This is a genomic window from Lentzea xerophila, from assembly GCF_051094245.1.
Classification (GTDB): Bacteria; Actinomycetota; Actinomycetes; order Mycobacteriales; family Pseudonocardiaceae; genus Lentzea; species Lentzea xerophila.
Genome location: NZ_CP194934.1, coordinates 6,405,356 through 6,423,662 on the forward strand (window position 1 = coordinate 6,405,356; position 18,307 = coordinate 6,423,662).

The window sequence follows — 18,307 nt, forward strand, 5'->3', positions numbered from 1 at the left end:
TGGGTCTTCCTCCTAGTCGAGAGAGTTGGCTCACGCCAGGTCAGCGCCGCCGTCGAGCGTGATGACCTGCCCGGTCACCCACGAGCTCGCCGGCTCGGCGAAGCGGGTGATCCACGGAACGACGTCGTCGACCTCGCCGGTGCGCCCGAGCGGCGTCTGCGAGGCCTGGAAGCCGAAGTAGCCCTCGACCTCCTCGGGGCTCAAACCGTTGGCCGCGTAGACCTCCGTGCGCACCGCGGCGGGCGCGACCGCGTTGACGCGGATGCCCTGCGGGGCCAGTTCGAGGGCCCAGCTGCGCACCAGGCTGTCCACGGCGGCCTTGCTGGCGCCGTACACGCCACCGCCCGGCACCGCGATGTGCCCGGCGTTGCTCGACACGAACACGATGCTGCCGCCGGGCGAAGTCAGCTGCGGCAGCAGCGCGGCGGTCAGCACCAGCGGGCCGACCAGGTTGGTCTCCAGCACGTCACGGGCGGTGCCGATGTCGAACCCGGCGACCGGCGTGAAGCGGAAGATGCCGGCGTTGTGCACGAGCACGTCCACCTTGCCGCCGCCCAGTTTCACGGCGTCGGCGACCTTCTGCGCGCCTTCGGCCGTCGTCACGTCGGCGACGACGGCGGTGATCGCGGGGTGCAGCGCGACGACCTCGGTGAGCCGGTTCTCCCGGCGGCCGGTGATGATCACGTTCGCGGCGCCGAGGTCGGCGAACGCCAGCGCCGCCGCGCGGCCGATGCCGGTTCCCCCACCCGTCACGACGACCTGCTGTCCGGCAAATGGTGCGTCCGACATGACGCCTCCAGCTTCTTTCCACTCGGCAGTGCAGTCACCGTCAACCCTGCTGGTTGAACCTTGAGTCCAGGTCTAGCTGGGGCGGAAACCCTGGGGAGCATGGGAATTCTCGCGGTGGGCAGGTGGCGCGCACGGGTCGGCAGACCCGGCGGCGACACGGAGAGCGAGTTCGAGTTCGCCCGCGACGGCACGGCGATGCTCGTCGTGGGCGGAAGGGGATCCGGCACGTGGACCCAGACGGGTCCCGACACGTTCAGCTACCGGATCCAGGAAGAACTGACCGAGGCACCGGGCACGATCGAGATCGCGCAGGACGCCGTGCTGCGCGGCGACGAGTTCGTCAGCAACGGCAACGCGGTGGTGCGCCTGGCGAACGGCACCACGGCACGGGAGGCCGCGATCCGAATTGTGGCGCAACGGCTGGGCTGAGGCGTGTTCGGCAAGTCGTCGGGCTGCCGGCTGTTCGTCGGTGTGGCGATGATCGAAAAGTGCCGAGGTCTCCGGTAAGCATGTTGGCGACCAAGCAACCTGAATACCGGAGACCGCGGCATGGCCACCCGCTATGAGAGGCGAGCGCTACCAAGCGACCGCCACCATCGCAGCGATCAACGAATGGCTCTGACCCACTTACCGGACACGCCCTGGGCGGCAGTCCGCCGGTCCAGCCACTTCAGGATCGCCTGGTTCGTTTCATCCGGCTTCTCCTGCTGGATCCAGTGACCGCAGTCCAGGCCGGCCACTTCCACGTTGGGCACGAACTCGGTCAGTCGTTCGGACCTCGGGATCGTGTCACGGTCGCCGTAGATCATGAGTGCGGGCTGCCGGATGACCGGGTCCACGTCGGCCAGCAGACGCCAGTTGCGGTCGAGGTTGCGGTACCAGTTGATGCTGCTCGTGAAGCCTGTCGACGCGAAGGCGGAGACGAAGACGGCCAGTTCGCTGTCGCTCATGACGGGCTCGCCGAGGGGTGTCTCCGCCCTGGCGAGATCGATCATCGTCATACCCGGCTGAGGCGGTTTCGGAGGCTGGTTCTTCCGGAACATGTTGCGCAGGAACTGGGCCGTGTGCTCGTCGAGCACGGCGTCCGCGACGCCCGGTTGCCGGTTGAAGTGGACGAAGTAGAAGTCGGCGCCGAGCACGGCCTCCATGGACTCGATCCAGGGCATCTCGCCGCGCTCCTGGTAGGGCAGGCTCAGCGCCACCACGCCGTTCACCCGGTTCGGGTGCAGCAGGGTCAGGCCCCAGACGACGAACGCGCCCCAGTCATGGCCGACGAAGGTGGCGTCCTCGTAGCCGTAGTGATCCAGGAGTGCGACGAGGTCACCCGACAGGTGCTCGATGTCGTAGTCCGTCACTTCGGCAGGACGGGACGAGTTGCCGTAGCCCCGCTGGTTCGGGACGATGACGTGGTAGCCCGCCGCGGTCAGGGCCGGCACTTGGTGGCGCCAGGAGAAGGCATGCTCCGGCCAGCCGTGACAGAGCACGACGGGCTTTCCTGCGTTCTCCCGGCCCGCTTCGAAGACCTCGAGTTCCACACCGTTGACGGAGACAAGGCTGGGTTCGGGAAAGTCGGTCGGATTGAACATCTTTTCTCTCTGTCGTTCGGGGCGTCGGCGCAACTGGCGGCCGATGCGGTCAGGTCGCCATCGTGCCGACCGAAACAGGTCACCCCATGACCGGTTTCCTGTGGGAGTGTTGGCGGTGTGCGAGCCGACCGGCTGATGGCCATCCTCCTGCTGCTGCAACAGCGCGAGCAGCTGACAGCAGCGGACGTCGCCCGGGAGCTGGAGGTGTCCGAGCGCACCGCCCGCCGTGACTTCGATGCCCTGGCCATGGCTGGTGTGCCCGTCTACTCGATCCAGGGCCGGGGCGGCGGCTGGCGCCTCGTGGGCGGCGCCCGCACCGACCTGTCCGGGCTGACCGCGGGCGAGGCCCGCGCCCTGTTCCTGGTCGCCGGCCCGGCCTCGGCTGCGACGCCGGCCGTGAAAGCAGCGCTGCGCAAGCTTGTCCGTGCCCTGCCGGAGCCTTTCCGGGTGCAGGCCGAGGCGGCGGCGTCGTCGTTGGTCATGGACCCGCACCGGTGGGGGTCGGCCCGGGTCGAGCACCGGCCGCCGCCTCGCTTCCTCGACGAGCTCCAGGACGCGGTGATCCGCGGCGTCCAGGTGCGGCTCGGCTACGTCGACGGCAACGGCACCGAAACCCGGAGAACCACCCACCCGCTGGGTATCGTCGCCAAAGGCCCGTGGTGGTACCTCGTCTGCAACACCGACACAGGCAGGCGGACCTTCCGGATCGACCGCGTGTCGTCCGCCGACCCGACCGGCGATCCCGTACACCGACCCGGCGACTTCGACCTCGCCGAGAGCTGGCGCGAGATCGCCGACGAGGTCGAACGCAGGCGGACGCCCCTCGAGACCCAGGCGACCTGCACACCCGACGGGATAGCCCGGCTCCGGATGGTGCTCGGCGACCGGCTCGAGGTCGGAGGTTCCACGACCGACGGCCGCATCGAGGTCGTGATCCGCGGCTACAACGAGTACGCGCTCGCCGGCGAGCTTGCCGGGCTGGTCGAATGGCTCGAGGTGACCGGCCCTACGGGTGTGCGAGACCACTTGGCCTCGATCGGCACCGCACTCGTCGAACGGTACGGCTGAGACCTGTCCGTCGCCGATCTCCTCCAGGCCATGGACACCTCGAAGGGGGCGCCGATCGAGGCGCCCCCTTCTACAAACGCGCGTCAGGAGATCTTGACCGTCACGTTGCCGGTGTACTTGCCCGCCAACAGCGACAGCAACGCCTGCGGCGCGGTCTTGACCCCACCCTCGTCGACAATCGTGTGCGGGAAGACGAACTTCCCCTCCTGCAACCACTGTCCGAAGTGGACGACCCAGTCCTGGATCTGCTCCGGCAGGTGGTAGCAGGCGAACGGCCGGATCTCCAGGTGCTTGGTGATCGCCGTCATCAGGTCGAGCCGCGGGTGCTCGGCCTTGCCGTCCACCTGGTTGGCCAGCGCGCCGCACAACGCGAACCGGGCGTGTGGACGGGCGGCCTGGATCGCGGCCTCGAACTGCTCGCCGCCCACGTTGTCGAAGAACACCGTGATGCCGTCCGGCGCCAGCTCGCGCAGCCGGTCGACCGCCGGGCCGTCCTTGTAGTTGAACGCGGCGTCGAACCCGAGCTCGTTCACCAGCCAGTCGACCTTCTCCTGGCTGCCGGCCGAGCCGATCACCCTGGCGCCACGGGCCTTCGCGATCTGCCCGGCCAGCGACCCGACGCCACCGGCGGCACCGGTGACGAACACGACGTCGCCCTCGCCGGCCTGCGCGATGGTCGCCATGCCGTAGTACGCGGTCGGTCCCTGCGACAGGAAGTAGACCGGCGAGGGCACGTAGTGCGGGTTCTGCTTGATGAACTGCTGCGCGGGACCGGCCCAGTACTCCTGCCACGGCCCGAACGACTGCACCAGGTCACCGACGGCGAGGTCCGGGCTGTTCGACTGCACGACGGTGCCGACGCCACCGCCACCCGCGGGGTCGCCGACCTTCCACGGCGGCACACCGGGGATCTGGCAGTCGGACCTCATGAACTCCTTGAAGGCGGCGGCCACCGACACATAGTCGACGCGCACCAGCACCTCACCGTCACCGGGTTCGGGGACGGACACCTCGACGACGTCGAAGTGCTCGAGGGTCAGGTCGTCCTCGACGTGCTTGGCGAGCCTGACCTCCCACTGCTTCTCGGGGATGCTCATGGCTCTCCTTCTAGCTCTGACCCCACGTGACGGGGAACGTGACGAGTGAGTGGTTGATTTCGCCCTGGTGCCATGACAGGTCCTCGTACGGCACCGCGAGCCGCAGGTCCGGGAAGCGGCGGGTCAGACCCTCGATGGCGATCGCCATCTCCATGCGCCCCAGCTGTTTGCCCAGGCAGTAGTGCACGCCGTGCCCGAACGCGATGTGCGGGTTGGTGGCGCGGTCGATGTCGAGCACGTCCGCGTTCTCGAAGACGTCGGAGTCGCGGTTCGCCGACGACAGCACGAAGAACACCGCGTCGCCCTTCTCGATCTTCTGCCCGCCGAGCTCCAGGTCCTCGGCCGCGATGCGGTGGAAACCCGTGGTGTCGGTGGCGAAGAGGTTGACGTGCCGCAGCAGTTCCTCGACGGCCGCCGGGATCAGCGACGGGTCGGCGACGAGCCGCTTCCACGTGTCCGGGTGGTCGTGCAGCAGTGCCAGCACCGAGTTGGAGATCTGGTTCGCGGCGGTGTCGAAGCCGGCACCGATGAGGGTGAACGCGAACGTCACCAGCTCCTGCTCGCTGAGCTTGTCGTCGTTGTCCCGCGCGGAGATCAGGTCGGACAGCATGTCCTGGCCGGGGTTCTCGCGCTTCTGCGCGATCAGGCCCATGACGTACCCGGCGAGCCGCCCGAACGCCCGCATCGGCGCCTCGGGGTCGTTCTCGTCGAACGTGGCGAACGCCCGCGCGTCGGTCTCGAAGATCTTCAGGTCCTCGGTCGGCACGCCGAGCAGGTCGCCGATGATCGTGAGGGGCAGCGGAACGCACAGCGCCTCGACGAGGTTCACCGGCCCGCCCTTGGCCTCGACGGCGTCCAGCAGCTCGTCGCAGACCTTCTGCACGCCGGCGCGCATCGCCTCGACCTTGCGGACGGTGAACGCGCCCATCACCAGCTTGCGCAGCCGGGAGTGCTCGGAGCCGTCCAGCGAGATGATCATCTCGGGGGTGGTGGTCATGGCGCCACCGACCTGGGGAGCACCTTCGGCGCACGTCAACGCGCGGCTCAGCCGCGGATCGGCCAGCCCGGCGCGGACGTCCTCGTACTTGGTGATCACCCAGGTCGGTGTGCCGGAGTTGGTGCGCACCTTGGCCACCGGGCACTCGGCGCGCAACCGGTCGTACTTGGGGTCCGGGCCGCGGTAGGAGGAGCCGGTGAACGGGAACTCCTCGTCCAGTTCAAGGGGCAGCACGGGACACCTCCGGGTGCGGGTTCGGCTCTCGCCGGAACCCTCCTACGCGCACCTCGAAGGCGGCTCGAAACCTGGATGTCGACCGGGAGTCGAGCCCCCGTACCTACCTTCGCGCCATGGACACTGCACTCGTGCCGTTCCGGGTCGAGGTTCCCGACTCCGAACTGGCGGACCTCACCCGGCGGCTGGCAGCGACCAGGTGGCCGGACGCGGAGACCGTGGACGACTGGTCGCAGGGCATGCCCCTGGCCTATGCCAAGGAACTGGCCGAGTACTGGGGCGGCGGCTACGACTGGCGTGCCACCGAGGCCCGGCTGAACGCCATCCCCCAGTTCAAGACCGAGATCGACGGCGTCGGAATCCACTTCCTGCACGCGAGGTCACCGCATGCCACCGCGAAGCCGTTGCTGCTCACGCACGGCTGGCCCGGTTCGGTCGCCGAGTTCCTCGACGTGATCGAGCCGCTGACGAACCCGCCGGATCCGGCCGACGCGTTCCACGTCGTCGCGCCCTCGTTGCCCGGCTACGGTTTCAGCGACAAGCCGACCGGCACCGGCTGGACGCTGGAGCGCATCGCGCAGGCGTTCGTGACGTTGATGGGCCGCGTCGGCTACGACAGGTTCTACGCGCACGGCAACGACTGGGGCTCGTTCATCACAGGCATCCTCGGCCACATCGCACCGGACCACGTCGAGGCGATCCACCTCGTCATGCCGTTCGCCTCCGCTCCCGAGCACGAGGTTCAACTGTCCCAAGAGGACTACAAAGGGCTCTCCAACCTGAAGGAGTTCGCCGCCAAGGAGTCGGCGTACGCGGCGGTGATGAACACGAAGCCGCAGTCGCTGGCGTACGGGCTGACCGACTCGCCCGTCGGCCAGTTGGGCTGGGCCGGCGAGAAGTACTGGTCGTGGAGCGACCACGACGGTGACGCCGAGAAGATCATCTCCCGCGACCGGATCCTCGACATGGTCTCGGTGTGCTGGTTCACCGCCACGGCCGCGTCGTCGGGCCGGTTGTACTGGGAGAGCTACAACAAGTCACCGCTGACGCGGGTCGACGTGCCCACCGGGTTCTCGGTCTTCCCCGCCGACGCCAGGATGCCCAGGCCGTGGGCCGAGCACCGGTTCACCGACCTGCGCTACTGGAAGGAGATGCCGTCCGGCGGCCACTTCCCGGCGCTCGAGAACCCGGTGGTGCTCGTCGAGGAACTGCGGACGTTCTTCCGCCTGGTGCGCTCATGACGGCCACTCTCAGCAGGCCGGGCGCGAAGCTCGGCCTCGTGCTGGCCGTGTGCTGCCTGGCGCAGTTCATGAACGTGCTGGACGCCTCGGTCATGAACGTCGCCCTGCCCTCGATCTTCGAGGAGCTGCGGTTCGAACGGCACGACCTGCAGTGGGTCAACAGCGCGTACACGATCGCGGTGTGCGGCTTCCTGCTGCTGGGCGGCCGGCTCGCCGACCTCTTCGGGCAGCGCCGGGTGTTCTTCTTCGGCGCGGCCCTGTTCACGGTCGCGAGCGCGGTCGGTGGCATGGCGACCTCGCCCGGCACGCTGATCGCGGCCCGCGGGTTCCAGGGCCTCGGCGCGGCCGTGATGGCGCCGGCGTCGCTGACGGTGCTCGGCACGACGTTCACCGATCCGGGTGCGCGCGCGAAGGCCTTCGGTTGGTGGAGCGCTGTGTCCGGTTCGGCCGGAGCGGTCGGCGTGCTGCTCGGCGGCATCGTCACCGAGTCGCTCGGCTGGCGCTGGGTGCTGCTGATCAACGTGCCGCTCGGCATCGCGCTGGTCGCCATGATCCGCGGTGCCGTGCCGGAGACGCCGGGCAACGGTGGCCGCAAGGGCCTCGACGTGCCGGGCGCGATCACCGTGACGATCGGCCTGATGGCGCTGGTCTACGGCATCGCGCAGTCGCACGAGCTCGGCTGGGGTTCCTTGCAGGTCAGCGGTTCGCTGGTGCTCGCGCTGGTGCTGTTCGCGTTCTTCCTGCGCCAGCAGACGGTCTCCGACCACCCGCTGATGCCGCTGGGGATCTTCCGCAACCGCGCGGTGACGGCGGCGAACATCGTGGCGTTCTTCGCGATCGCGGCCCTGTTCAGCACCTTCTACTTCCTGACGCTGGTGCTGCAGCAGGTGATGGGCTTCAGCCCGCTCGCCACCGGCCTCGGGTACCTGCCGCTGTCGATCGGCATCGCGCTCGGCGGGTTCGGCGTGGCGCGGATCGTGCCGAAGATCGGTCCCCGGCCGGTGCTGATCTCCGGTCTGCTCACGGCGACCGTCGGCCTGCTCTGGGTGTCCACAGCGGACGAGACGTCGACGTTCCTGGGTTCGATCCTCGTCCCGGCCACGTTGCTGGGACTGGGAATGGGCGCGGTGCTCAACGCGACGACGAACGCCGCCACGTCCGGTGTGCCGCGCGAGCAGGCCGGCCTCGCGTCCGGTCTGCTCAACACGATCCGCCAGATGGGCAGCGCGATCGGCCTGGTCGTGCTCGCGACGATGTCGTCGGCCCGCACGGACTCCCTGCTGGCGGAAGGACAGCCGTTGCAGCACTCGCTCGGTTCGGGTTACGGGCTCGCGTTGTTCGGCGCCGGTGTCTTCACCTTCTGCGGCGCGCTGGCGGCACTCGCCGTACCCCGCAAAAAATAGGCCGGTGATTGATGAGGGGAGCTTTCATCAACCTCAGGTTGATCTGGTGTTTTAACCAGGAGGCTCCTGATCTTTGACATAGGCACGGCCACCGCTTGATCATCTTCGGGTTCCGTCCAAAGAACTCGATCATGACAAGTGGTGGCCGTGTCTCCTAGTGTGCCTGATCAAGGTCTGAGTGCCCAAGTCCGGGTGCTGCAACGGTTCCGGCGCGAGCTCTATGACTGTTTCGGCGCGTGGCGGGACACGTTGTTCGAGCTGGTGGACGCGTTGCTGGTGAGTCCGCAGCGGCCGTCGTCGGTGCCGTGGCTGACGTTGGAGACGCCGCTGCGACGCGGGCACGGCAGCGTCTACAAGGCGTTGAAGCATGGCCGGGTCGACACCCAGGGGCTCGCGCGGACGTTGACCCGGCTGGTGATCGGCTCCGCGGACGTGGCCGATCCGCTGGTGTTCGCGCTGGACTGTTCGCAGTGGCCCCGTCCAGGCGCGGTCACCAGCCCTGGCCGGACGCTGAACTACGACGCGGCCAAGGACCGGCGTGACCGGCGGGCACCGGTGACCGAGGGCTGGTGGTTTCAGTGGCTGGCCGCCACCAACAGCGAGCACTCGTCGTGGGCGCCGCCGGTCGACCTGGCCCGGATCGGCCCCGATGACAACCATCACGCGGTCGCGGTGACCCAGATCAGGTCCCTGCTCGACCGGTTGCCCGCCGACCGGCCGCACGTGCCGGTGGTGTGTCTGGACGGTGACTACAGTGCGTCCTGGATCGGCCGGCAGCTGGCCGGACTGCCGGTGCAGATGCTGATCCGGGTGCGGTCGGACTCGGTGATGCGCACCGACCCGCCCCCGCGCCGGGCCGGGGCTCGCGGCCGGCCGCCGGTGCACGGACCGGCGATGAAACTGCCGGAGATGGCCAGCTGGCCCGAGCCCGACGAGATCAGGATCGTGCCACCCCGGCCGGACCGGGGCCGCCGGCACGAGCTGTCGGTACTGGCCTGGCACGGCCTGCACCCGCGGCACTCCAAGAAACTCGACGAACCCGGCCGGACCCCGCACCCAGGCAAGGCACGGGAGATCGTGCGCGGCAGCGTGATCCGCATCCACTCCGCGGCACCGGACGAGAAACCGATCTGGCTTTTCTGGACCGGACCGGGCGGCTCGTTCGACCTGGACCGGCTCTGGCGGGCCTACCTGCGCCGCTTCCACATCGAGCACCTGTTCCGGTTCATCAAACAGCACCTCGGCTGGACCGCACCGAGGCTGCGCACCCCCGAACAGGCCGAACGATGGAGCTGGCTGATCGCCGCCTCCTACACCCACCTGCACGCCGCCCGCGACCTCGTCGCAGACCACCGCCTGCCCTGGGAACGCGCGGGCCTGATGTCCCCGCTACGGGTCAAACGCGGATTTCGGATACTTCAGCCCGAGCTGGACACCCCGGCCAAGTCCCGCAAACCCTCCCAGCCCGGCCCCGGCCGCCCACCCGGACGCACCTCCACACCCGCACCCCGCCACCCCGTGACCCGCAAACACCCCAGCTCACCCAAACCCAAGACACACAACAAGAAACGAGCCGCCGCTGACGCGACGGCCCGCTAAAGAGCTCACCTGAGGTTAAAACACCAGGTTGATGAAAGCTCCCCTCATCAATTTCAGAAGCCCTTGCCGTGGAGGTCGACGGGGAGGGAAACCAGCCGGTGGTTCATGTCCGCCTGCTGCCACTCCAGGGCTTCCTCCGCGACGGCGAGCCGCGCGGCCGGGAAGCGCCGGGTGAGCTCCTCGAACGCGGCGGTCAGCTCGATGCGGGCGAGTGGGGCGCCGAGGCAGCGGTGAATCCCGTACCCGAACGCGAGATGAGCGTTGTCGGTCCGCGCGAAGTCGAGCCGGTCCGGGTCGGTGAACAGGGCCTCGTCGCGGTTCGCCGAGTTGGTCGACACGAACACCGCGTCCCCCTTGGGAATCGTGACCCCGAACAGCGTCACGTCCTCGACCGCGATCCGCGGCAGACCTGTCGTGTCGTTGGTGGACAACGTGATCCAGCGCAGCAGCTCCTCGACCGCCGCCGGCACCTCGTCGGGACGCTCCCCCAGCCGCATCCACTCGTCCCGGTGGTGCCCCAGCAACGTCAGGATCGAGCTCGCGAGGTGGCAGGCCGTGGAGTCGCCGCCGGCGCCCAGCAACGTGTAGCCGAGGCCGATGAGTTCGCCGACCTCCAGCTTGTCGTCACCGATCCGCGCCTCGGTCAGCGCCGACAGGACGTCGTCACCGGGTTCGCTCATCTTCGCGAACACCAGCGCGGCCATGAACTCGCCGAGCTGCTCACCGGCCGCGGCCGCGACCTCCGGCGCGTCGACCGCGGCGAACTCGCGGATCAGCCGCGCGAACGTGTCCCGGTCGCCGGCGGGCACACCGAGCAGGTCGCTGATCGCGATGATCGCCAGCGGGAACGTGAACCTGCCGAGCAGGTCCACCGGTCCCTCGAGCGCCTCTTCCTCGGCACTGTCCAGCAGATCGCTCACGAGCTGCTGGATTCGCGGTCGCATGGACTCGATCCGGTCGGCCGAGAACGCCTGCGACGCCAGGTCGCGCAACCGGGTGTGCGCGGGCGGGTCCAGCGAGATGATCATGCCGGGCGGTGCCTGGAACAGGCCGGGGAAGGTCGGCGCGGCCGGTTCGTACGACGCCGCGCGGGAGAACCGCACGTCGTCGAGCACCACGCGGACCGAGTCCTGGGTGGTGGCGATCCAGCAGTGGCCACCGCCCGCGGCGGGCAGGCGCACCACCGGACGCGACGCGCGGAACCGGGCGAACTCCGGCGCCGGGCCGCGGTAGCTGGATCCGGGAACGGGAAAGGTGACCACCGTGCGCTCCTCACGCTGACAAGGGGACGTTTCCGCACGTTAGGAGCAGTGGCCTGAACCCCGGTCTAGTGCCGTTCGAGTGACCGAGTGGACGCTGAGCGTGATCAGCCGTTCAGGCGAACCACCCCAACTCGGGAGATCCACATGACCATCCTCGTCACCGGGGCGCGCGGCAACGTAGGCCGTCGCGTGCTCCAGCGGCTCTACGCGGCGGGTCACAGCCTCCGCGCGTCGGGCCGGAATCCCGCGGAGCTCGACGCCCCCGAGGGCGTGGAGACAGTCGCCCTCGACCTCAACGACCCGGAGACCTTCGTCGCGGCCCTCGCCGGTGTCTCCAAGGTCCTGCTGTACGCGGAGCCGGACGGCATCGTGAAGTTCCTCGACGAGGCCGAGAAGGCGGGCGTCGAGCAGATCGTGCTGCTGTCGTCGAACACCGTCGGCCTTCCGGGCGCCGACGAGGACCCGTTGGCGCACCACCACAAGGTCGTCGAGGAGGCCGTGGTCTCCTCCGGCCTCACCTACACCATCCTGCGGCCCGGTGCCTTCATGGGCAACGCGTTCGGCTGGAGCTACTCGCTGCAGGCCGGCGACACCATCGACCAGGTCTTCCCCGAGGCACAGGTGGCCCCGGTGCACGAGGACGACATCGCCGACGTGGCGGTCGTCGCGCTGACCGAGAAGAAGCTGCGGGACGAGATCGTCGACCTCACCGGGCCGGAGTCGCTGACGTTCCGCCAGGAGCTGGAGATCGTCGGCGAGGTGCTCGGCCGCAAGCTCGTGATCAACGGGCTGACCCGCGAGGAGGGTGAGGCGCAGATGAGCGACTTCGTGCCGCCTCCCGTCCTCACCTCACTGCTGAACCAGTGGGAGGCCGCGGTCGGTGTCGTCGCGGACACCAGCGCCACCGCCGAGCGGATCACCGGCAAGCCCGCCCGCACGTTCCGCCAGTGGGTGGAGGAGCACGCGTCCTTCCTCGCCTGATGCCCACGGACCGGAGTCGGGTTGAGGGCGGCGGACCCGGCCCGACCCCGTCCGTGTGCGCGTGTCACCCGCGGGTCATCGTGAACGTGATGGTCGAGGTGCCGAGGTTCGTGCCGTCCGCGAGGAAGAACGTGGACGGGCCGGAACTGGTGAAGTTGTTCGCTCCACTTTGGACGGCGTCCTGGTCGAAGTCGACGTAGGCGAAGTAGGCGCCGTTCTCGTCGTAGACCTTCTCGCCGCGGAACTTGTAGTGGAACGTGTTGTTCCCGGTCACCCACCACGAGCCCTTGGTAGTGGTGTTCTGCTCGTTGGTGAGGAACACGCTTCCGTTGGCCTTGAACACCAGCTTGGTCGGGTGGTCGCCGTCCGTCCGGGTCACGTATCCCGTCCAGGATCCGACCGGCGTGCAGCCTGTCGCGTTCGCCGCGGTGGCGATGCCCGACAGAGCAAGCAGGACCACGGCTGTGATCGCTCCAATGCGTGCGAGGTAGGTCGACCGTTTCGGAGTGGACGTCTGCATCTGTGTGGCTCCCAATCCCGGTTGCGTGCGAAGGACGCGCGCAACCGTGGACGACCGTCCTCGGCGCACACTTCAGAACGGCTCGAACGCGCGGGTTTCCGTTGCGGCACAAGCTCACCTCGACCTGGTTGACGCAGAGTTCTCGTTACGGAAGGCCGACAGGGAGGACGCCGTGACAGAACGGGAGACAGAGCTCTGCGAACTGTTCGGGGAGGTGCTCGGCGTACCGGGGATCGAGCCCGGGGACCACTTCTTCGACCTGGGGGGCCATTCGCTGCTGGCGTCGAAGCTGGTCAAGCAGGTCCACGAGCGGTACGGCGTCCGCGTCCCGTTGCGCAGCTTCTACGAGGACCCGACGGCGCGTGCCGTCGCCAAGCAGCTGGACCAGGCAGCCTAGGAGTTCGAGATGCGATGGAATGACCTGTACATCGCCGGTGTGGGCACATATCTGCCCGAGCAGGTCGAGACGGTGGACGACGCCATCGCGGCCGGCCGGTACACCGAGGAGAAGAAGGCCATGAACGGTTACCGGGAGCTGCGGGTCGCCGCTCCCGGTGAGACCGGACCCGTCATGGCGGCGAAGGCCGGCGTCGAAGCGGTGGAGCGCTCCGGGCTGAGCCCGCTGGACTTCGGCCTGACCGTGCACGCCTCCCTGTCGCACCAGGGACTCGACCTGTGGACCCCGGCGAGCTACGTGCAGGCCAACACCGTCGGCGGCACCGGGCCCGCGTTCGAGGTCAAGCAGGGCTGCAACGGTCTCATGGCCGCGGTGGACCTCGCGGCCTCCTACCTCTCGTCGCACCGGGAGACGTCCGCCGCGCTCGTGACCGCCGGCGACGCGTTCCACCTGCCGTACTTCGACCGGTGGGCGTCGGAGGAGCAGAACGTCAACGGTGACGGCGCGGGGGCGCTGGTGCTGTCGAACCGGTCCGGCTTCGCCCGCGTCCGGTCGATCCACTCGCACGCCGACTCGACGCTGGAGCAGATGTCGCGCGGCTACGCGGAATGGACCACCGGGCCGTTCGCCGACGGCAAGACCCTGCAGCTCAACAGTGGCGTGGAGGACTTCCTCCAGAACGCCGACGTCGACCTCGACGACATGATCGCGCGCATCGGCGGCGGAGTGCGGCACTCGCTCAAGATGGCGCTGTACGAAGCGGAGATCGAGCTCTCCGACGCACGCTTCTTCCTGCACCAGCAGCTCGCGGAGACCATCGTCACGCACGGGATCTGCGGTCTCCTGGGGGTTGACCGCGCTGCCACGACGTACGACTGGGCCAAGCAGTACAGCATGGTCGGCACCGCGGACATCGCGCTGGGCCTCGACCACGTGCTGGCCGAGCGGGACCCGAAGCCCGGCGACCTGATCGTCCTGCAGTCCTCCGGCGCCGGCTACGTCTGGACCGCCGCCGTGGTCGAGATCCTGGAAGTTCCCTCCTGGGTCTAGGAGATCCCACGGTGAAGGGCCGGGCTCCCTGTGAGCCCGGCCCTTCCCGCTTGCTCAGACGTAGAGCGACTTCGAGTTCCAGTCCGGTTCCGGCAGCGCCTTGCGGTCGGTCTTGCCGTTGCTCGTGATCGGCAGCTCGTCCACCACGACGAACCCGGCCGGCACCATGTGCTCGGGCATGACCGCGCGCAGGTGGCCGCGCAGCGCTCGCTTGTCCAGCTCCGCACCGGACTTCACCACCCACGCGACCAGCCTGCGGTCGCCGCTGGGGTGTGTGCGGACGCCGACCGCGGCGTTGCGCACCTGCGGGTGCTCGGTCAGCGCGTTCTCGACCTCGCCCGGCTCGATCCGGAAACCGCGGAGCTTGAACTGGTCGTCCATCCGGCCGAGGAACTCGACGACGCCGTCCGCGCGCTTGCGGCCCTGGTCACCGGTGCGGTAGTAGCGCTCGCCGTTCCAACTGCCGCGCACGAACTTCTCCTCCGTCAGGTCCTGGCGCTTCCAGTAACCGCGCGCGACCTGGGCACCACCGATCCACAGCTCGCCGGCCGTACCGGGTTCGACCGGCCTTCCGTCCGCGTCGACGACGACCACCTCGACGTTCTGCAGCGGCGTGCCGATCGGCACCGCCCCGCCCAGGTCCTCGTCCGCGCCGATGCGGTGGCAGGTGGCGAACGTCGTGGTCTCGGTCGGCCCGTACCCGTTGACGATCTGCAACTCCGGCACGGCTTCGCGCAGTTGCCGGACGTGCGGCACGGACAGCACGTCCCCGCCGGACAGCACGGTGTGCAGGCCCTTGAACGCGGCGACGTCGACGTCGATCTGCCGGTGGAACAACGCCGCGGTCAGCCACAGGACGCTGATCTCGTTGGAGCGCAACAGGTCGCCGAGCTCCTCGGCCTGCACCACGCCGGGTGGGGCGAGCACCACGCGGGCGCCGCCCAGCAGCGCGCCCCAGATCTCGAACGTGGCGGCGTCGAACGCGACCGGTGCGAGCTGCAGGATCCGGTCGGCCGGCGTGATGTCCACGTAGTTCGGCCCGGTGACGAGGTTGGTGATGTTGCGGTGCTCCACCATCACCGACTTCGGCTTGCCGGTGGAACCCGAGGTGTACATCAGGTAGGCGAGGTCCTCCGGGGCGACCGCCGGAAGCTCCACTGTGGACCTGGTGCCCGGTGGCGGCACCTTGAGCGTGGTGAAACCGGCGAAGAACTGCCCCACGACGAGGGAGACCTGGGCGTCGGTGAGCATCATCGAGATCCGTGACTCGGGGTCCTCGGGGTCGATCGGCACGTACGCCGCCCCGGCCTTGAGTACGCCCAGCAGTGCCACGACGAGCTGCGGCGACCGTTCCAGGCAGACCGCCACCCGGTCGCCGGGCCGCACGCCGGCCTCGACGAGCTCCCCCGCCAGGGCGTCCGACCACCGGTCGAGCCCGGCATAGCTGACAGAACCGTGTTCGGCCGAAAGCGCCACCGCGTCGGGCGTTCTGGCCGCCCGGCAGCGGAACGCGTCGGTCACCGATGCAGACATGCCCCAGCTCCTCTCGCTTTCTCCCATCCTGCGCAACGGACCTCGACTCCCCCTCGGGTCACAACTGGCGCTACAGGGGTGTTTGAGCTGCTCGAACAACACTCAGGCATCCGCTGCCCACCTGACCGGAGGCGCAACTCCATGAACGTCCGCAAGAAGGCACTGGCCGCCGTGGCCGCCTGTGTGCTGGCAGTCCCCGCCGTCGCCGCCGCTGGTGCCACCGCGAAACCCGGCTACGAGGACGCGCTCGTCGGCCGCTGGGACCTCACGGTGACCATCCACATCGAGGAACCCCCGCTGCTCACCCCGTTGTTCTGCGACTTCACGGCCGACTACCAGCTGCACTGCGAGACCAAGCCGGGCTACCCCGACCACCTCGAGGGCCGGGGGATCTGGACGATGGCCAAGGACGGCCAGTTCAGCTTCTGGATCACCCACCACGCCCACCGCGACGCGAACGGCAACCCGGTCGGCTCGATCAACGCGAGCCACCTCGGCAAGATCAGCAGCAACAAGAAGAAGTTCAGCACCAAGGCGCACACCTACATCAACATGAACGACGGCACCCCGTGGCAGGGTCCCGTCGACGTCGAGGGTGCCGCGTTCCGCATCTGAAGCTCCTGCCACCAGAAGGCCTCTCGCGCCTGCGAGGGGCCTTCTGCCATGTCGGGAACACGCACCGAGGCCCCAGGCGGATCGCCTGGGGCCTCGGGGTTTCCAGTTGGGAGGAACTACGCCTTGGCGGTCTCCTCGGAGCCCTCAGCGGCCTCCTCGGCCGGCGCGCCCCACTCCTCCTGCTTCAGCCAGCGAGGCAGGAAGGAGGCGAGCAGCAGCGCCAGTGCGGCGAAGCCGAAGCCGACGTAGAGGGTGGTGCGGAAGGCCTCCGTGAAGGACTCGCCCGCGGCCTGGTGCGTGTACCTGTCGGCGATCGCCTTGGCCTGCGGGTCGGCCTGCACCGCCGCGCACGCCGCCGCCCCGGCGTCCGGGGTACCGGCGAACGTGTTCGCGGCGCAGGTCTTGAAGGCACCCGCGAGCTCGCCGGCCCTGGCGTCGGCGACACCCGCTGCCACCAGCTCCTGGCGGACCTGCGGGGTCAGCGACTCCACATTGGACGCCCCGTTGGACGCCAGCGGCGCGAAGAACGCCAGCGTCACGACCGAGATGCCGACCGCGAAACCGAGCTGCTGCTTGGTGTTGATCAGGCCCGACGCCGCACCCGCGTCCTGGTGCGGCACCTCCTGCAGCGCGAACAGCGCGATCGGGGTGGCGGTCATGCCGAAGCCGAGGCCGATCAGCAGCAGCCCGGGAACGAGGCCCCAGCTGGTGATGTCGGGGCTGACCGAGAACAGCAGCACGGCGACACCGACGGCGATCACGACGGCACCGACCTGAAGGACGGCGCGGCCGAACTTCGGCACCAGCGCGATGACCGAGGCCGACGCGGTGATGAAGGCACCGATGCAGAACGCCAGCAGCGTGACACCGGTCCGCAGCGGCGAGAAGCCGAGGCCCTCCTGCAAGTACAGGTAGAGCGCCAGCATGAACATGCCGGTGAAGCTGAACATGCCGAGCATCAGCGCGAGGGCCGCGGAGAAGCTGCGGGACTTGAACAGGTTCAGCGGCACGAGCGGCATGCCGTCCTTGCGCTGCTTGGCCTTCTCGTAGGCGACGAAGCCGATGAAGCCGACGACCGAGGCGGCCATCAGCACGAAGCCCCACGCCGGCCAGTGCAGCTCGCGGCCGAAGGTCAGCGGGAACAGCAGAGCCGTGAGGCTGACGGTCGCGAGGACGACACCGATAAGGTCGAGGCGGATGCGCTGCGGGGCCTTCGACTCGTTGATGTACTTCCAGCCCAGCACGTAGCCGACCAGACCGATCGGGACGTTGACCAGGAAGATCGTCCGCCAGTCCCACCCGAAGACGTTCCAGGCGACGAGCACGCCACCGACGAGCGGCGCGATCGTGGCGGCGAGACCACCGATGGTGCCCTGGATGGCGAAGACCGCGCCCTTCTCCTTGTCGGGGAAGGTGACGTGGATGATCGACATGACCTGCGGGACCATCAGGCCGGCCGCGAGACCCTGGGCCAGCCGGGAGATCACGAGCATCTCGGCGTTGACCGCGATGCCGCACAGGAACGACGTGACGACGAAGCCGAGAACGCCGAGCTGGAACATCTTGCGGCGGCCGTAGATGTCGCCGAGACGACCGCCGGTGATCAGGGTGAGCGCGAACGCGAACACGTAGCCCGCGGTGATCCACTGCAGCTGCACGAAGCTCGCGCCCATGCCGTTCTGGATCGTGGCGAGCGCGACGTTGACGATGCTGCCGTCCAGCATGTCCATGAACGTCGCGACGGTCATGATGATGAACGCTGCCCAGCGGCGCGGGTCAGCCGCCGGCGCGTCAACGACCGCAGCCGCCTGCGCGCCGGCAGTCGCCGGTGGCGACTCCAGGTCGGGATTGGTGTTGGTGGAGGTCACGATTTCTCCTCAAGTGACTTATTTCGCTGCGCACGACAGGCGATGGGTCGGGACTACTCGTTGTGGC

17 protein-coding genes are annotated in these 18,307 nt (G+C 68.7%); 9 read left to right on the forward strand and 8 right to left on the reverse strand.

Annotation, left to right across the window (positions count from 1 at the left end):
• Positions 1 to 30: 30 nt before the first annotated feature.
• On the reverse strand, positions 31 to 789 hold the full coding sequence (locus ACRSBM_RS30335) for an SDR family NAD(P)-dependent oxidoreductase (RefSeq protein ID WP_434448510.1): 759 nt from the start codon (positions 787 to 789) through the stop codon (positions 31 to 33).
• A gap of 99 nt (positions 790 to 888) precedes the next feature.
• On the opposite strand from ACRSBM_RS30335, the gene ACRSBM_RS30340 reads away from it, so the two are divergent.
• On the forward strand, positions 889 to 1,218 hold the full coding sequence (locus ACRSBM_RS30340) for a hypothetical protein (RefSeq protein WP_434448512.1): 330 nt from the start codon (positions 889 to 891) through the stop codon (positions 1,216 to 1,218).
• 176 nt (positions 1,219 to 1,394) lie between these two features.
• Here the strand turns inward: ACRSBM_RS30340 and ACRSBM_RS30345 are convergent, their stop codons facing one another.
• Positions 1,395 to 2,375 carry an alpha/beta fold hydrolase gene (locus tag ACRSBM_RS30345; RefSeq protein WP_434448514.1) on the reverse strand — a complete coding sequence of 327 codons (981 nt, stop codon included), beginning with the start codon at positions 2,373 to 2,375 and terminating at the stop codon, positions 1,395 to 1,397.
• A gap of 117 nt (positions 2,376 to 2,492) precedes the next feature.
• On the opposite strand from ACRSBM_RS30345, the gene ACRSBM_RS30350 reads away from it, so the two are divergent.
• A complete protein-coding gene (locus tag ACRSBM_RS30350; protein ID WP_434448516.1) occupies positions 2,493 to 3,443 on the forward strand; it encodes a helix-turn-helix transcriptional regulator in 951 nt (316 codons plus the stop codon).
• Between the two features lie 83 nt (positions 3,444 to 3,526).
• On the opposite strand, the gene ACRSBM_RS30355 is transcribed toward ACRSBM_RS30350, so the two are convergent.
• Positions 3,527 to 4,540: a zinc-binding dehydrogenase gene (locus ACRSBM_RS30355; protein WP_434448518.1), complete on the reverse strand. Its 1,014-nt coding sequence runs from the start codon at positions 4,538 to 4,540 to the stop codon at positions 3,527 to 3,529.
• 10 nt (positions 4,541 to 4,550) lie between these two features.
• Positions 4,551 to 5,771, reverse strand: coding sequence for a cytochrome P450 (locus ACRSBM_RS30360; RefSeq protein WP_434448520.1), 1,221 nt, complete (start codon positions 5,769 to 5,771; stop codon positions 4,551 to 4,553).
• 116 nt (positions 5,772 to 5,887) lie between these two features.
• Here ACRSBM_RS30360 and ACRSBM_RS30365 point away from each other — a divergent pair, with 116 nt between their 5' ends.
• The 3 genes from ACRSBM_RS30365 to ACRSBM_RS30375 all read left to right on the forward strand — a co-directional run bounded on the left by ACRSBM_RS30365 (position 5,888) and on the right by ACRSBM_RS30375 (position 10,014).
• A complete protein-coding gene (locus ACRSBM_RS30365) occupies positions 5,888 to 7,012 on the forward strand; it encodes an epoxide hydrolase family protein (RefSeq protein WP_434448522.1) in 1,125 nt (374 codons plus the stop codon).
• Entirely contained in the window at positions 7,009 to 8,415 is a 1,407-nt protein-coding gene (locus tag ACRSBM_RS30370) for an MFS transporter (RefSeq protein WP_434448524.1), read from the forward strand. Before ACRSBM_RS30365 ends, ACRSBM_RS30370 begins: the two co-directional genes overlap by 4 nt.
• A 192-nt stretch (positions 8,416 to 8,607) precedes the next feature.
• On the forward strand, positions 8,608 to 10,014 hold the full coding sequence (locus ACRSBM_RS30375; protein ID WP_434445913.1) for a transposase: 1,407 nt from the start codon (positions 8,608 to 8,610) through the stop codon (positions 10,012 to 10,014).
• A gap of 53 nt (positions 10,015 to 10,067) precedes the next feature.
• Here ACRSBM_RS30375 and ACRSBM_RS30380 read toward each other — a convergent pair whose 3' ends face one another.
• The gene (locus tag ACRSBM_RS30380) at positions 10,068 to 11,276 is read right to left on the reverse strand and encodes a cytochrome P450 (RefSeq protein ID WP_434448526.1); all 1,209 of its coding nucleotides are present in this window, start codon (positions 11,274 to 11,276) and stop codon (positions 10,068 to 10,070) included.
• A gap of 144 nt (positions 11,277 to 11,420) precedes the next feature.
• Between ACRSBM_RS30380 and ACRSBM_RS30385 the strand changes: the two genes are divergently transcribed.
• Positions 11,421 to 12,257: an NAD(P)H-binding protein gene (locus ACRSBM_RS30385; RefSeq protein ID WP_434448528.1), complete on the forward strand. Its 837-nt coding sequence runs from the start codon at positions 11,421 to 11,423 to the stop codon at positions 12,255 to 12,257.
• Positions 12,258 to 12,321: 64 nt separating this feature from the next.
• Here the strand turns inward: ACRSBM_RS30385 and ACRSBM_RS30390 are convergent, their stop codons facing one another.
• Positions 12,322 to 12,717, reverse strand: a complete 396-nt coding sequence (locus tag ACRSBM_RS30390; RefSeq protein WP_434448530.1) for a hypothetical protein — start codon at positions 12,715 to 12,717, stop codon at positions 12,322 to 12,324.
• 232 nt (positions 12,718 to 12,949) lie between these two features.
• Here ACRSBM_RS30390 and ACRSBM_RS30395 point away from each other — a divergent pair, with 232 nt between their 5' ends.
• Positions 12,950 to 13,174, forward strand: coding sequence for an acyl carrier protein (locus ACRSBM_RS30395; protein ID WP_434448532.1), 225 nt, complete (start codon positions 12,950 to 12,952; stop codon positions 13,172 to 13,174).
• Between the two features lie 9 nt (positions 13,175 to 13,183).
• On the forward strand, positions 13,184 to 14,224 hold the full coding sequence (locus ACRSBM_RS30400; protein ID WP_434448534.1) for a ketoacyl-ACP synthase III family protein: 1,041 nt from the start codon (positions 13,184 to 13,186) through the stop codon (positions 14,222 to 14,224).
• A 54-nt stretch (positions 14,225 to 14,278) separates the two neighbouring features.
• Here the strand turns inward: ACRSBM_RS30400 and ACRSBM_RS30405 are convergent, their stop codons facing one another.
• Positions 14,279 to 15,757: an amino acid adenylation domain-containing protein gene (locus tag ACRSBM_RS30405; RefSeq protein ID WP_434448536.1), complete on the reverse strand. Its 1,479-nt coding sequence runs from the start codon at positions 15,755 to 15,757 to the stop codon at positions 14,279 to 14,281.
• Positions 15,758 to 15,898: 141 nt separating this feature from the next.
• On the opposite strand from ACRSBM_RS30405, the gene ACRSBM_RS30410 reads away from it, so the two are divergent.
• Positions 15,899 to 16,372 (forward strand): hypothetical protein, encoded by a 474-nt coding sequence (locus ACRSBM_RS30410; protein WP_434448538.1) that lies wholly within the window; start codon positions 15,899 to 15,901, stop codon positions 16,370 to 16,372.
• Between the two features lie 116 nt (positions 16,373 to 16,488).
• Here the strand turns inward: ACRSBM_RS30410 and ACRSBM_RS30415 are convergent, their stop codons facing one another.
• The gene (locus ACRSBM_RS30415; RefSeq protein WP_434448540.1) at positions 16,489 to 18,240 is read right to left on the reverse strand and encodes a DHA2 family efflux MFS transporter permease subunit; all 1,752 of its coding nucleotides are present in this window, start codon (positions 18,238 to 18,240) and stop codon (positions 16,489 to 16,491) included.
• Positions 18,241 to 18,307 lie beyond the last annotated feature (67 nt).